Source organism: Erwinia sp. E602 (assembly GCF_018141005.1).
GTDB lineage: Bacteria > Pseudomonadota > Gammaproteobacteria > Enterobacterales > Enterobacteriaceae > Erwinia.
In genome coordinates, this window is record NZ_CP046582.1 from 2,708,972 (window position 1) to 2,722,622 (window position 13,651).

The following is a 13,651-nucleotide window of genomic DNA, read 5'->3' on the forward strand; positions in this document are numbered from 1 at the left end:
GGGAATTAAACTCATTTGTCTGCGCGTAGTGGTTAATCCAGAACTCGGCAAAGGTAATAGCTATAAAAAAATCGGAATTGATGAAATCGGCCCTGACCTCGGCCCATGGAAAGAAATCTGTGACAAGTATGGCACGCCTTACATTCACGGTCCTTTCTGCACCAGAACGATGAAACTTGAACCATTTGAGCGCTATTGCAAAGACAATTTCCCCAAATATCACACATGGCTGGGTATCCGTGTAGACGAACCAAGAAGGCTCACTAAAAAAGATGGCGTGAGTTACCTGGCGGATATCTGTGATATGGAAAAGCGCGACATCATCAACTGGTGGGCAAGTCAGGATTTCGATCTGGGAATCCCCGAGCATCTTGGAAACTGCTTTTTCTGTATTAAAAAAGGTATTAACAAAGTTGCACTGGCCGCTCGCGATGAACCGGACATGGCAGCCCAGTTTCAGGCGGTGATAAACAGCGACAGCGTGAGAGTTGTCGATCGTAGACAGCAAGAAAACAAAGTCATGTACCGGGGGAATAATTCCTTGGAGGGAGTAATAGCCATGTATTCCGATTTAAGTCGTGAGGATATTGCCTCAACAATTCGGGGAGGCGGTGGTTATGACGCCGGCTCTTGTTCAGAAAGCTGTGAAGTGTTTGTAGCTGAAGATGTCGAACCGCCAGCGGTAGATGAAAATCCCTACTGCGCGGCGCTGGCCGCCCTGCGCGCAGCACCCACGCACAAGCTCAAGGAAGTCGGCGACCAGTGGCGAACACCGGACACGCTCTGGTGGGGTATCAACGCGATGTTCGGCCCCTTTGTGCTCGACCTGTTTGCGGACGCCAGCAACGCCAAATGCGAGGCGTTTTACAGCGCCGAGGATAACGCGCTGACGCAGGACTGGAGCGCTCGCCTTGCGGAGCTGCGCGGTGCGGCCTATGCCAACCCACCCTATTCCCGCGCCAGCCAGCACGATGGCCAGTACATCACCGGGATGCGTCAAATCATGACCCACACGCTGGCTATGCGCGAACTGGGCGGCCGGTACGTGTTTCTGATTAAGGCCGCCACCGGCGAGGTGTGGTGGCCGGAGAATGCGGATCACGTTTCGTTTATCCGCGGGCGCATCAGCTTTGACCTGCCGGAGTGGTACCGGCCAGCGGCCGGCCAGCCGTCGGAATCATCGGCAGGATTCGGCGCGGCGATCGCCGTGTTTGATAAGACCTGGCGGGGCGAACGGTTCGGCTACACCAGCCGCGACGAGCTGGAGGAGCGCGGCACGGTGCTCATGCGGCAGATTGAGCTGGCAGCGGTGCGCCTGCACCCGCCGGTGGCAGCCACTCCTGCACCGCCTGCAGAGTTGTGTGCCTCCTGCAGTCAGCCAGCAGCGCCAGCAGCGCCAGCAGCGCCAGCAGCGCCAGCAGCGCCAGCAGCGCCAGCAGCGCCAGCAGCGCCAGCAGCGCCAGCAGCGCCAGCAGCGCCAGCAGCGCCAGCAGCGCCAGCAGCGCCAGCAGCGCCAGCAGCGCCAGCAGCGCCAGCAGCGCCAGCAGCGCCAGCAGCGCCAGCAGCGCCAGCAGCGCCAGCAGCGCCAGCAGCGGAGAATGACGTGTGGCCGATCGAAGTCAACCGCCTGGCCGGACAAATTGAGCACCTCGCCGATCTGGAGCCGGAGCACCAGCGCAAAGTGCAGCACCACATCAACACCCTGCTGCTCGAGCGCGCGCCATCCGGCGTAATCATCGCTACCGCGCAGGCCCTCACCAACACTTTCGGGAACATTCCAGCATGAGAGAAATTATCGTCGACAACTTCGCCGGCGGCGGCGGAGCCAGTACCGGCATCGAGGCGGCAATTGGCCGCAGCGTGGATATCGCCATCAACCACGACCCGAATGCGATCGCCATGCACAGCACCAACCACCCGGAGACGCTGCACTACTGCGAATCGGTCTTTGACATCAACCCGGTGGCGGCCACCGCCGGCGCGCCGGTTGCGCTCGCCTGGTTCTCTCCAGACTGTCGGCACTTCAGCAAGGCCAAAGGTAGCACCCCGGTGAAGAAAGAGATTCGCGGGCTGGCGTGGATTGTGATCCGCTGGGCACTGGCGGCCCGGCCCCGGGCGATGATGCTCGAAAACGTGATCGAATTTAAAACATGGTGCCCTCTGTTGGCAGACGAGGACCGGCCAGACCCGTCCCGCACCGGGGAAACCTTCACCGCATTTGTCGGTATGCTGAGTACCGGCGTGCCAGCTGATCACCCTGCGCTCAATGAGGCATGCGAATTCCTGCAGATAGACCGGAACGGGCCGGAAGCGCATCGGCTGACTGTCGGACTTGGCTACGATGTCGAATACCGGGAGATGCGCGCGTGCGATTACGGCGCGCCGACGATCCGCAAACGCTTCTTCATGGTGATGCGCTGCGACGGGCGGCCGGTGGTGTGGCCGGACGCTACCCACGGCGATCCAAAAAGCCTTGCGGTGCAGAGCGGCCAGCTCAAACCCTGGCGCACCGCGGCGGAGTGTATTGAGTGGGAAATCCCCTGCCCGTCCATCTTTGGCCGTAAGAAGTCGCTGGCGGAGAACACCATGCGGCGCATCGCCCGCGGCATCCAGCGCTTCGTGATCGACAACCCGACGCCGTTTATCGTGAAGTGTAACCACACCACCAGCAAAGGCAGTTACGACTGCTTCCGGGGCCAGGCGCTGGATACCCCGCTGCAGACGATCACCCGCAAGCACGGCTATGCGGTCGTCACCCCACATATCACCAAGTTCCGTACCGGAGCCACCGGGCAGGAAGTTACCGAGCCTCTGCCAACGGTAACCGCCGGCACGTCAGCGCGGCCAGGCGGCAACGGCCACGCACTGGGGATGGTTGAGGCGCATCTGTCACCGTTCATTGCCCGGCAGTTCGGCAGCAGCATCGGTCACGCGGTGGATCAGCCCAGCGGCACCATTACCGCCGGCGGTGGAGGTAAAAGCCAGCTGGTGAGCCCGACGCTGATCCAGATGGGCTACGGCGAACGGCCGGGCCAGGCACCGCGGGTGCTGGACATCCATAAGCCAGTCGGGACGGTCACCGCCGGCGGCAACAAGTTTGCGATCGCCAGCGCGTTTCTGGCCAAACATTTCGGCGGGAACTACACCGGCCCCGGCGCGCCGCTGGACGGCCCGGCCCACACTGTCACCACCACTGATCACCACGCTCTGGTGACGGCGCAGCTGCTGGTCAACAACACCGGCCACCCTGGCGGCGCTGCTGACCAGCCAGCCCACACGGTTACCACCGGCAATCACCACGCCGTGGTGACGTCCAACCTGGTAAAACTGCGCGGCACCTGCAAAGACGGTCAGCGCACCGACCAGCCAATGCCAACCATCACGGCCGGCGGCCAGCACGTCGGCGAGGTGCGCACCTGCCTGGCGGTTCACGACTACGACGAGGAGCGTGCGGCGCTGGCGGCAGAGTTCCTCCACCAGCACGGCATGAGCGAGTTTGTTCAGGTGGAGGGCGTGACGTACCGGATCGTCGACATCGGCATGCGCATGCTGCAGCCGAAAGAGCTCTACGCCGCGCAGGGCTTCCCGTCCTGGTATGTCATCGACCGCGATTACCGCGGCAACACCTATTCGAAGGATAAGCAGGTAGCGCGCTGCGGCAACGCCGTGCCGCCGCAGTTCGCCGAGGCGCTGGTGCGGGCAAACCTGCCAGAGCTGTGCACCAATCGCGATCAGCAGGTCGCCTAAAACCCATTATCTCTAAGGAATAATTATGGAAGCGTACTCCCTAACGCTGGATCAGGCCTGCGCGTTTCTTGGCATATCCCGGCCAACGGCCAGCAACTGGATCAGGTCGGGACGTCTCGCGGCTACGCGCAAAGACCCCAGTAAATCAAAATCACCCTATCTCGTTACCCGCCAGGCATGTATTGCCGCACTGAATAATCCGTTGCACACTGTCGCCGTGAGCGCGGCAGATAAACATGAGGGAAGATCATGTCAATCTTTCGTAGGGGCGAAACATGGTACGCCAGTTTCACACCAGCGGGCGGTAAGAGAATTAAACAATCTCTTGGCACGACCGACAAGCAGCAAGCGCAAGAACTCCACGACAAGTTGAAGGCCGATTCATGGCGCGTTGTCCGGCTTGGAGAGCCGGAGAGCATAACTTTTGAGGAGGCCTGCGTTCGTTGGCTTAACGAAAAAACCGAGAAAAAGACAATCCTTGAGGACAGGCACCAGATGTCATTCTGGCTGCCGTTCCTCGCTGGGAAGCAGTTGAGGGAGATTACGGAGAGGGAAATTTATGCTGCGGTTGCTACCACGATAAATCGCAACCACTACAACAGGTGGGTGCAAATATCGGCCGCCTGCAGGAAAAAGGGAAAAGAGCCGCCGGTTTATACACCTAAGCCAGCGGCGCAAGGGACGAAAATTAAGCGCTTGTCTTTCATCAGGTCGCTGCTGAGAGCTGCTGAGCGGGAATGGAAGGTGCTTGACAGAGCACCATTCATTCGAGTTCCAATCGCCAAAAATCGACGGATACGCTGGCTTAAACCAGAAGAAGCCCAGCGATTGATAAAGGCATGTTCAGAGCCACTAAAATCTACCGTCGAGTTTGCACTTTGCACTGGGTTAAGGCGGTCAAACATCACCCGGCTAAAATGGGAGCAGATTGATCTGCAGAAAAGGATGGCATGGATTTATGCAGATGACAGCAAGTCAGGAAGGGCAATTGGCGTTGCCCTTAATGATACAGCCTGTGCAGTGTTGAGGAAAAACATTGGCAGGCATGATGAGTACGTGTTTGTCTATCTGGATACTGAGAGAAGGGGAGGAAATGATAAATCTAAAACTACAAGGCCGGTTAGTTCAAACTCAAACACTGGGTGGAAATCAGCATTGAGAAGAGCTGGCATTGAGGATTTCAGGTTTCACGATCTCAGGCATACGTGGGCGACCTGGTTAATCATGGCAGGCGTGCCGATTTCTGTCCTTCAGGAAATGGGCGGGTGGCAAACCATAGACATGGTGAGGAGGTACGCACACTTTTCATCAGGTCATTTATCCCTGCATGCAAAGCTTATCGATGATATTTTTAGTAAAAATGTCCCAAATCTGTCCCATGTTGATTTCAGGGATGGAACTAATGATTGATAAGGTAATGAAATGTCTAAAGAAATAATCAGAATTGAGCCAGTAGAACACCGCATGTCGGAAGCCGTCATTCATAACGACACCATTTACTACACCAGCGTGCCGGAAAACCTCGACGCCGACGCGGAAGCCCAGACCGCCAACGCGCTGGCGGTGATCGACCGCATCCTGGCGCGCGCCGGATCCGATAAGAGCCGCATTCTGGATGCGACCATTTTCCTGGTGAACAAAGAGGACTTCGCCGCCATGAACCGGGCGTGGGATGCGTGGGTATCACCGGGCAACGCGCCGGTGCGCTGTACGGTGCAGGCTAATCTGATGCACCCGCAGTATCTGGTTGAGATCAAAGTGATCGCCGCGAAGTAACACCGGCGCACAGTCGGGGCGTGGGCAGCGGCGCTACGCGCGCCCTCGTCTTCGTGCGGATCGGCCAGGTGCGGCAGGCCGGCACCCCGATCCGGAGCAATGATAATGATTCAGTACTGGTCGTCTTCGTCTTCGTCGTCTTTATCGTCACGGTCTGGATCGGCGACATAGTCCTCTTCATCGTCGTCGAACATCACCGCAACGTGGCCGCCGGTGTGGGTGCTGCGGATCTCCGCCGCCACCAGACCGATCGCCTGGCCACTGCTCATCCCCTGCGCCATCAGTTCCTGAATGCGCTCGACGGCCTGCTGTTGCTGCTCATAGCTGAGCGCGGGTAAACCTGAAAACATAATGACTCCTGTTAATTTGCCCGGCGGATTATTCCACGGCTGACAAAGAGATGCCAGCGGCAGAAAAATATGCCAGGCTGGCAGCCCTGTAACCGATCACCCTGCTGAAATCTCATGTTACCTGTTTATCATGCGCTTCCCTATACGCCCGACGCCGCCGGGCTGCTGTTTGCCCGTCTCGCCCATCTGCCGTGGGCGATGCTGCTGCACTCCGGATTTGCCGAGCACGCCGACAACCGTTTCGATATCCTGGTCGCCGAGCCGCGCATCACCCTGACCACCCGCGGCGACAGCACGACCATCGCCGACGGCGACCGGCAGCAGGTCTCCGGTGAGGATCCGCTGCTGTTGCTGCAGCAGCAGCTGGGCGCCTGCGGGCTGACCGCCGACTGGCGCGAGGATCTGCCGTTCCAGGGCGGCGCGCTCGGCCTGTTCGGCTACGATCTCGGCCGCCGCTTTGAAACGCTGCCGCAACAGGCGACGGCGCAGCTGACCACGCCAGATATGGCGGTGGGCATCTACGACTGGGCGCTGATCGCCGATCACCATCGGCAGGCGCTGACGCTGGTGGTGCACGGCGATCTGCAAGCGCGCCTCGACTGGCTGCAGGTGCAGCAGGCCCCGGCCGTTGAGGATTTTCGCCTGACCGGCGACTGGCAGTCGAATATGTCGCGCGAAGAGTACGGCGATAAATTCCGCCAGATCCAGCAGTGGCTGCTGGCCGGCGACTGTTATCAGGTTAACCTGGCACAGCGCTTCACCGCCCCGTACCGCGGTAACGAATGGCAGGCCTTCCGCCGGCTGTGCGCCGCCAACCGCGCGCCGTTCAGCGCCTTTATCCGTCTTGCCGACAGCGCGGTGCTCAGCCTGTCGCCGGAGCGTTTTATCCGCCTGGAGCAGGGCGAAATCGAAACCCGGCCGATTAAGGGCACCCTGCCCCGGCTGGACGATGCCGCCGCCGATCGCCTGCAGGCCGAACGGCTCGCCCGCTCGCCAAAAGACCGCAGCGAAAACCTGATGATCGTCGATCTGCTGCGTAACGACATCGGCCGGGTGGCGACGCCCGGCAGCGTTAAGGTGCCTGAGCTGTTTGTGGTGGAGCCGTTCCCGGCCGTGCACCATCTGGTCAGCACCATTACTGCCACCCTGCAGCCGCAGCTGAGCGCCTGCGATCTGCTGCGCGCCTGCTTCCCTGGAGGCTCGATCACCGGCGCGCCCAAGGTGCGGGCGATGCAGATCATTGAGGAACTTGAGCCGCAGCGGCGTAACGCCTGGTGCGGCAGCATCGGCTACCTCAGCCTGTGCGGGCGGATGGACAGCAGCATCACTATTCGCACGCTGATTGCCGAAGCGGGTAGCCTTTACTGTGCCGCCGGCGGCGGCATCGTTGCCGACAGCGAGGAAGCCGCCGAGTACCAGGAGACCTTCGACAAGGTGAGACGTATTTTGCCCCGCCTGACCGGCGATGACGAGGAGGCGCACGATGAACGCTAACCTGCCGCTGGAGCGCTTTCTGGCGCGCTTTGTGCTGCAGCCGCCGCACAAAGCCGCGCCGCTGCGGCCGCTGCGCCAGGCCGCGGTGCTGGTGCCGGTGGTGGCGCATCCGTCACCGACCCTGCTGCTGACCCGCCGCGCCGCCAGCCTGCGTAAACACGCCGGCCAGGTGGCTTTTCCCGGCGGCATGCGCGACAGCAGCGACAGCTCGCTGGTGATGACCGCGCTGCGGGAAGCCGAAGAGGAGGTGGCGCTGCCCGCTTCGGCGGTCCGGGTGGTCGGCGTGCTGCCGCCGGTGACCAGCAGCACCGGCTTTGCCGTCACCCCGGTGCTCGGCATCGTGTCGCCGGGTATCCCCTGGCAGCCGAACGCCGGCGAAGTGGAGTCTGTTTTTGAGATGCCGCTGGAGGAGGCGCTGCGCACCGGGCGCTACTCGCCGTTCGACTTCATCCGCAACGGCAGCGACCAGCGCGTCTGGCTGTCATGGTTCGACGACTACTTTATCTGGGGTATGACCGCCGGTATCATCCGCCAGCTGAGCCTGCAGGTGGCAAAAACGGCGCAAAGCGGTTAAAATAGCAACATATGTCGGTCAGAATCGCGTCTTTCCGTTATATTTAACTGCTTTGTTGCCGTATGGCGATCCAAATCACTGCAAGTCTGTGGGTTTTCATTTATATTTCACCCAATTTTGTGAGTACACCAGGTCACAGCGTATCAATACCCCTAAGGAGCGTTTAACGTGATTAGCGTTTTCGACATGTTTAAGATCGGCATTGGCCCGTCCAGTTCGCACACGGTTGGCCCAATGAAAGCCGGCAAACAGTTTGTCGACGATTTGGTTAACAACCGCCAGCTGTCCTCGGTTACGCGGATCGCCGTCGACGTCTATGGCTCCCTGTCACTGACCGGGAAGGGCCACCACACCGATATCGCCATTATTATGGGCCTCTCCGGCGCGATGCCGGATACCGTGGACATCGACAGCATTCCCGGCTTTATCCGTGACGTGGAAGCACGCCAGCGCCTGCTGCTGGCCAACGGTGCCCACGAGGTCGACTTCCCGCGCGAAGGCGGCATGGTGTTCCGTAGCGATAACCTCTCACTGCATGAAAACGGCATGAGCATCCACGCTTACGCCGGCGAACTGAAAATCTACAGCAAGACCTACTATTCGGTCGGCGGTGGTTTTATCGTTGATGAAGAGAACTACGGTAAATCTACGCTGAGCACGGTGTCGGTGCCCTACCCGTTCCACTCGGCTAAAGAGATGCTGGGCCACTGCCAGCAGAACGGCATGTCGCTCTCCGGCATGGTGATGAAAAACGAGCTGGCGCTGCACACCCGCGAAGAGATCGAAGGCTACTTCGCCGCCGTCTGGCAGACCATGCGCGACTGTATCGATCGCGGCCTGAACACCGAAGGCGTACTGCCCGGCCCGCTGCGCGTTCCGCGTCGCGCCTCGGCGCTGCGCCGCCTGCTGGTTTCGTCGGACAAACTCTCCAGCGACCCGATGAACGTGATTGACTGGGTGAACATGTTCGCGCTGGCGGTCAACGAAGAGAACGCCGCCGGTGGCCGGGTGGTCACCGCACCGACTAACGGCGCCTGTGGCATCGTGCCGGCGGTGCTGGCCTACTATGACCACTTTATTCAGCCGGTGACGACCGATGTTTTCGTACGTTACTTTATGGCCTGCGGCGCGATCGGCATCCTTTATAAGATGAATGCGTCAATCTCCGGTGCCGAAGTCGGCTGCCAGGGCGAAGTGGGCGTGGCCTGTTCGATGGCGGCCGCGGGCCTTGCCGAGCTGCTGGGAGCCAGCCCGGAGCAGGTGTGCGTGGCGGCAGAGATCGGCATGGAGCATAACCTCGGCCTGACCTGCGACCCGGTAGCGGGCCAGGTGCAGGTGCCGTGCATTGAGCGTAACGCGATTGCCTCGGTGAAGGCGATCAACTCCGCGCGTATGGCGATGCGCCGCACCAGCGAAGCCCGTGTTTCGCTGGATAAAGTCATTGAGACCATGTACGAAACCGGTAAAGACATGAACGCCAAATATCGCGAAACCTCGCGTGGCGGGCTGGCCATTAAAGTCCAGTGTGACTGACCCGAAAACGCCACCGCAACGGTGGCGTTTTTTTGTTGTTTTGTAAAAAAAACTTCCGCTACCCGCTATCTCCCAATCCGGGAAACGGCTAGAGTGTCTGCGCGTGTTTTGTGAGAGTAAGTGCCTGTTTTACTGCCACTCAGCTTTTCTCTTCAGCACTACTAAACTTAATGTCTCACTGGCCGATAACAGTTATTCGGTCTCTGTATACGCGTCTTGCTCTGAGGGTGGTTACTGATGCAAATGTCCCAGGAAGTTTTAGGACAGTTTCGCCGTAAGCGATTTCTTATCGCTGCGGTTGTTGCCGCATTGGTGCTTATTCTCACCCTCTCTCTGCGCTATATGGAAGAGAAAGGTCGAATCGAGCAGCAGTCACGCACCTTTGCTTACAACGCCATTCAACGCTTTGACCGTATGTTCTCGCCGCTTGACGTTGCAGCTAATAACACCCTCGGCCTGGTCGGATTAAGCTGCGAACAGGTGCGTTTCCCGCTGGTTGAAAAACTGGCGATGCTGCAGACCGTTCGTTCGGTGCTGCTGGTCGATGACGACCGCATCTACTGCTCAAGTATCTACGGCAGCGTCAGCATCCCCTTCAGCGATACCTACCCGGAACTGGCGGTCAATAATCAGCGCATGAAGCTGGCGGTGGATCAGGACCTGCTGAAAGGGTCGCCGGTGCTGCTGCTTTGGACGCCGCGCTCGCTGGATAACCGCTCAGGCATTATGCAGGTGGTGAACATTGAGCTGATGACCAACTACCTGCTGGAACCGACGCTGCCGTGGGTTGAAAGGGCGATTTTTAAGGTCGCCGGCAAGAGCCTTGAGTACGGCAACCCGATGATCGAAGAGGCGGTTCCCTCAGAAGACGAGGTCAGCGTAGAGCAGGCCTCGTTGCGTTATCCGTTCACCATTACCCTGTTTGGCCCGTCACCGGCCCGGCTGGCGCTGGTCACCGTGCCTTCGCAGCTGCCGCTGGCGCTGCTGCTCAGCATGCTGATGGGCTACATCGTCTGGCTGGCCACCGCTAACCGTATGAGCCTCTCCTGGCAGATCAGCTACGGCATCACCGCCCGCGAATTTATGGTCTATGCCCAGCCGCTGATCAACGCCCGCACCGGGGCCTGCGACGGCATCGAACTGCTGCTGCGCTGGCACAACCCGCGCCAGGGATGGATCCCGCCTGACGTGTTTATCCCGCTGGCCGAGCGGCAGAATCTGATTGCGCCGCTGACCCGCTTTGTGATCGGTGAAGCGGTGCGCCACCTGCCCTCCTTACCAGCCCGCAACAGCTTCCATATCGCCATCAACGTTGCCGCCAGCCACTTTCATGACAAAGCAATTATCGACGACCTGCAGAGCCTGTGGTGGCCGGCCAATCCAAAACCGCAGCTGATCGTCGAGCTGACCGAGCGCGACTCGCTGCCGGTGGTCGATCAGCGGGTGGTGTCACACCTGCACGAAATCGGCGTGCAGCTGGCGATCGATGATTTTGGCACCGGCCACAGCTCGCTCTCCTACCTGAAGACCCTCAGCCCGGATATTCTCAAAATTGATAAGGTGTTCACCGCCGCCATCGGCACTGACGCCATTAACGCCACCGTAACCGATATGGTGATTTCTCTCGCCCAGCGGCTGAACATCAGCCTGGTGGCCGAAGGGGTGGAAACCGCGGAGCAGGCTGAGTATCTGCGCGAACGCGGCGTCGACGTGCTGCAGGGTTATTTCTACGCCCGCCCGATGCCGCTGGCAGATATTCCGGACTGGCTGGTGGATCATGAGGCGCATCTGCGTACGCCGGTGCACGTCTGAATTGCTGATTACCGATCGGTGAGTACTGAGCGCTGAAAGCCAGGAAAGGACCTGATTCACAGACTGGCTGAGTTGCGGGGCTGGTGTTCTGCTTAGCTGCTTAGCTGCTTAGTGCCAGAATGACAGTATGACAGTATGACAGTATGACAGTATGACAGTATGACAGTATGACAGTATGACAGTATGACAGTATGACAGTATGACAGTACAGTATGACAGTATGACAGTATGACAGTATGACAGTATGACAGTATGACAGTATGACAGTATGACAGTATGACAGTATGACAGTATGACAGTATGACAGTATGACAGTATGACAGCGTGAAGGATAAAGAAAAGGCCGGGTCAATAACCCGGCCTTTTTATTTCCCGCAACGCGGGCAGATTACTCGTCGTGCTCGCCTTCGTGCTCATCGCGCTGGCGGGTCACCCTGACCAGATCGACACGATAGTCGGTGGCTTCGATAATCTGGAAGCTTAGCGGCGCCATCTCAATCACCTCGCCCGGCTGCGGCAGCTGACCTTTCTGTGCAATCAGCAGGCCCGCCAGCGAAGCGTGGTCATCTTCCGGCTTCACCAGCACGTCGGTATCCAGCAGCTGCTGCAGGGAGTGCAGGTCGGTACCGCCCTTCACCAGCCAGCCGTCGCCGTCGGCGATAATATCCGGGGTTTCATCCTCGTCCGGGAACTCACCGGCGATCGCTTCCAGCACGTCCAGCGGCGTAATCAGCCCCTGTACCACGCCAAATTCGCTGGTGACCACCACAAAGCTGCCCTTGGCACGGCGCAGCACGCCCAGCAGGTTCAGCGGGTCAAGAGTATCAGGCACGATAATCGGCGGGGTCGCCGCCGCGAAGGTGGCCACGTCCACGCCGTGATCCAGCGCCACCAGCAGCTCTTTCGCCCGCACCACGCCGATCACCTCATCCAGCTCGCCGCGGCACACCGGGAACAGGCTGTGCGGGGTGTCGAGCAGCTGAATACGGATCTCATCCGCCGGACGGCTGGCATCCACCCACGAGATATTGCCGCGCGGGGTCATAATGCTGCGCACCGAGCGCGAGGCCAGGGTCAGCACGCCGTTAATCATGTAACGCTCTTCGTCTTTAAACGCTTCCTGCGGCAGCGCGGCAGAGACTTCGCTGCTCTCGCTGCTGTGGTTTTCGCTCTGGCGACGGCCGCCCATCAGACGCTGAATCGCCTCTGCGGTACGTTCACGCATCGGCCGGTGCGCCTGGTGGCGCACAAAGTTGCGGCGCGCAATCTGGTTAAACAGCTCAATCAGCACCGAGAAACCGATCGCCGCGTACAGGTAGCCTTTCGGAATGTGGAAACCGAAGCCTTCCGCCATCAGGCTGAGGCCGATCATCAGCAGGAAGCTGAGGCACAGTACCACCACGGTAGGATGCGCGTTGACGAAGCGGGTCAGCGGCTTTGAGGCCAGCAGCATCACGCCCATGGCGATCACCACGGCGGTCATCATCACGGCCAGGTTATTTACCATGCCTACGGCGGTAATCACCGCGTCCAGCGAGAAGACGGCATCGAGGATCACGATCTGCACCACCACCGCCCAGAAACTGGCATAACCTTTGTTACCCCCGCCGTGGCTATCGCGGTTTTCCAGCCGTTCATGGAGCTCCATCGTCGCCTTAAACAGCAGGAACAGCCCCCCCAGCAACAGGATCAGATCGCGGCCGGAGAAGGTCAGGCTGCCCACGCTGAACAGCGGCGTGGTGAGCGTCACGATCCATGAGATCAGCGACAGCAGGCCCAGGCGCATTATCAGCGCCAGCGAGAGTCCGATCAGTCGCGCTTTGTCACGCTGCTTAGGCGGCAGCTTGTCGGCAAGGATGGCGATAAACACCAGGTTATCAATACCGAGCACGATCTCCAGTACGATCAGCGTGAGAAGACCTACCCAGATTGAGGGGTCTAAGAGAAATTCCATGACAGACTCCGGAAAAAGGTACAGGAAGACGCAGCAGACGTTCGCATGAGCGTGCAGCAGGCATTAACTGGGGTAAACGACAGGGTGGTGTCGGCAGAGATAAGCAGATCCGTAGAGCCCGGCGGCATGATTAAACGACTTCGGTGACAGTCCATGGGGAGGGCTGAGGCCCGTTACTCCTGTTTGAAAAAGGATCCTTACTTTAGCAGCAGAAAACGGCCGGTCAAATCTTTTATCACCCGCACCGGGTAAACCATTGTCAATGCAGGTCGACCACGGCGGTATTGTGCGCATAAAGCCTCTAAATTACTGAGCAAGGTCACATAATTTATTTTTTCACCTACTAAAATAAATCCCGGTATCGCTGGCTTTGGTTAGCTATGCTGAATAATCAACCGATCACCGTTCTAC

Annotated in this window: 10 protein-coding genes and 1 pseudogene; 9 read left to right on the forward strand and 2 right to left on the reverse strand. The window is 59.2% G+C overall.

All coding sequences use genetic code 11. The features are described 5' to 3' along the window. Nucleotides 1–649: 649 nt before the first annotated feature. The 5 genes and pseudogenes from GKQ23_RS23910 to GKQ23_RS13915 all read left to right on the forward strand — a co-directional run. Nucleotides 650–1,348, forward strand: a pseudogene (locus tag GKQ23_RS23910) (phage N-6-adenine-methyltransferase); the annotation flags it as partial. Nucleotides 1,349–1,782: 434 nt separating this feature from the next. Continuing rightward, the gene (locus GKQ23_RS13900; RefSeq protein WP_212408569.1) at nucleotides 1,783–3,747 is read left to right on the forward strand and encodes a DNA cytosine methyltransferase; all 1,965 of its coding nucleotides are present in this window, start codon (nucleotides 1,783–1,785) and stop codon (nucleotides 3,745–3,747) included. 25 nt (nucleotides 3,748–3,772) lie between these two features. Further along, entirely contained in the window at nucleotides 3,773–4,120 is a 348-nt protein-coding gene (locus GKQ23_RS13905; RefSeq protein ID WP_212408570.1) for a helix-turn-helix domain-containing protein, read from the forward strand. Continuing rightward, nucleotides 4,003–5,157: a site-specific integrase gene (locus GKQ23_RS13910; protein WP_249168532.1), complete on the forward strand. Its 1,155-nt coding sequence runs from the start codon at nucleotides 4,003–4,005 to the stop codon at nucleotides 5,155–5,157. Before GKQ23_RS13905 ends, GKQ23_RS13910 begins: the two co-directional genes overlap by 118 nt. Nucleotides 5,158–5,169: 12 nt before the next feature. After that, nucleotides 5,170–5,523, forward strand: coding sequence for a RidA family protein (locus GKQ23_RS13915; protein WP_212408572.1), 354 nt, complete (start codon nucleotides 5,170–5,172; stop codon nucleotides 5,521–5,523). A 110-nt stretch (nucleotides 5,524–5,633) separates the two neighbouring features. Here the strand turns inward: GKQ23_RS13915 and GKQ23_RS13920 are convergent, their stop codons facing one another. Beyond that, nucleotides 5,634–5,873 carry a YoaH family protein gene (locus GKQ23_RS13920; RefSeq protein ID WP_056242029.1) on the reverse strand — a complete coding sequence of 80 codons (240 nt, stop codon included), beginning with the start codon at nucleotides 5,871–5,873 and terminating at the stop codon, nucleotides 5,634–5,636. A 114-nt stretch (nucleotides 5,874–5,987) separates the two neighbouring features. Between GKQ23_RS13920 and pabB the strand changes: the two genes are divergently transcribed. The 4 genes from pabB to GKQ23_RS13940 all read left to right on the forward strand — a co-directional run bounded on the left by pabB (nucleotide 5,988) and on the right by GKQ23_RS13940 (nucleotide 11,286). Continuing rightward, complete coding sequence (gene pabB, locus GKQ23_RS13925; protein WP_101505727.1) at nucleotides 5,988–7,367, forward strand: aminodeoxychorismate synthase component 1; 1,380 nt, start codon at nucleotides 5,988–5,990, stop codon at nucleotides 7,365–7,367. Continuing rightward, nucleotides 7,357–7,941: a CoA pyrophosphatase gene (locus tag GKQ23_RS13930; protein ID WP_212408573.1), complete on the forward strand. Its 585-nt coding sequence runs from the start codon at nucleotides 7,357–7,359 to the stop codon at nucleotides 7,939–7,941. Before pabB ends, GKQ23_RS13930 begins: the two co-directional genes overlap by 11 nt. Nucleotides 7,942–8,109: 168 nt before the next feature. Next, nucleotides 8,110–9,474 carry an L-serine ammonia-lyase gene (locus tag GKQ23_RS13935; protein ID WP_101505725.1) on the forward strand — a complete coding sequence of 455 codons (1,365 nt, stop codon included), beginning with the start codon at nucleotides 8,110–8,112 and terminating at the stop codon, nucleotides 9,472–9,474. Nucleotides 9,475–9,711: 237 nt separating this feature from the next. Continuing rightward, on the forward strand, nucleotides 9,712–11,286 hold the full coding sequence (locus GKQ23_RS13940) for an EAL domain-containing protein (RefSeq protein ID WP_212408574.1): 1,575 nt from the start codon (nucleotides 9,712–9,714) through the stop codon (nucleotides 11,284–11,286). 388 nt (nucleotides 11,287–11,674) lie between these two features. On the opposite strand, the gene GKQ23_RS13945 is transcribed toward GKQ23_RS13940, so the two are convergent. Then, nucleotides 11,675–13,240 (reverse strand): TerC family protein, encoded by a 1,566-nt coding sequence (locus tag GKQ23_RS13945; RefSeq protein ID WP_056242014.1) that lies wholly within the window; start codon nucleotides 13,238–13,240, stop codon nucleotides 11,675–11,677. Between the last annotated feature and the right edge of the window lie 411 nt (nucleotides 13,241–13,651).